This is a genomic window from Qingrenia yutianensis, from assembly GCF_014385105.1.
Lineage (GTDB): Bacteria > Bacillota > Clostridia > UMGS1810 > UMGS1810 > Qingrenia > Qingrenia yutianensis.
This window is the reverse complement of the sequence record NZ_JACRTE010000073.1, coordinates 1-964: the sequence shown is the minus strand read 5'-3', so window position 1 is coordinate 964 and position 964 is coordinate 1. Positions and strand designations below refer to the sequence as shown.

Below are 964 nucleotides of genomic sequence, written 5' to 3'. Positions count from 1 at the left end.
GAGGGAGCGAAGTTCATAAATGAATATGACGGGCATAATTTCCCGGAATACCTTTATGACCAATGCAGGATTTTTGCTGAGCTGAAAAAAGAAGACAGAACAGAATATTTGTATTTGCCGACGCATGAACTTGCAATAAATAAAGCGCTGAAAAGACTCGGAGCAACAAATACTGATGAATGCAGTATCAAGTTAGAGGATAAAGAAACGGATAATCTGTGGTTTGAAAGAATACAGGATATTACAGCAAGCGAAAATCTGTATGCGGCAAATAATGTGCTTCGCGCAGTTGAAAGGGCAGAAAAAAACAATGAACTTGACAAGCTGGAGGCTGTTATTAATTTTGCGGACAGATACGACAGTGCGTCAATCATAAAACTTGAAGATAACATAGACAACTTCCGATATTTTGATAATGTATACGATAAAGAAGGGTTAGGTCGGGCTTTAATAGATGAAAACGATGCCTACTATATAGATGAAGATATTGAGGAGTTTTTTATGTTTGAACAGTATGCCGAATCTGTCATGGATGAATGCGACTGTAAATTTTGTGATAACGGCGCCGTTTTGCTTGAAGGCTTGACGCTCGCAGAAATATTGGGCGAGGATAATCAGTCAGAGGAAATGACAATGGGTGGAATGTAGAATGAGGGAGGTGAAAAAATGTCGGAGAGCAGGATTTTAGCCGTTAAAATTGACGGCAAGCTGTTTGACAAGCTCGATGAGTTTGTTGAGGAAACAAAGGTTACAAAGCAGAAGTATATCAGTGAAATTTTAAGCCGAGAATTGGGGCAGTGGATGCAGCAGAAGGCAGAGCAGGATAAGAACCTCGACATAAAACACACTGATGGGCAAAAAGTTTGGGACAAGCCGGAGGTTATGGAGGCTATTGACGACTTTATGCTCCGAACCGGTAAGATTCCGAAACAGACAGAATTTAAGAATGAAAACGGTCTTCCGT

Annotated in this window: 2 protein-coding genes; both read left to right on the top strand. The window is 40.5% G+C overall.

Annotated elements, in window-relative coordinates; genetic code table 11:
- Positions 1 to 648: hypothetical protein (locus tag H8706_RS12105; RefSeq protein ID WP_262432843.1), on the top strand; the 648-nt coding region annotated here is incomplete at its 5' end.
- Positions 649 to 666: 18 nt separating this feature from the next.
- A partial coding sequence (locus H8706_RS12100; RefSeq protein WP_262432842.1) for a hypothetical protein occupies positions 667 to 964 on the top strand: 298 nt, incomplete at its 3' end.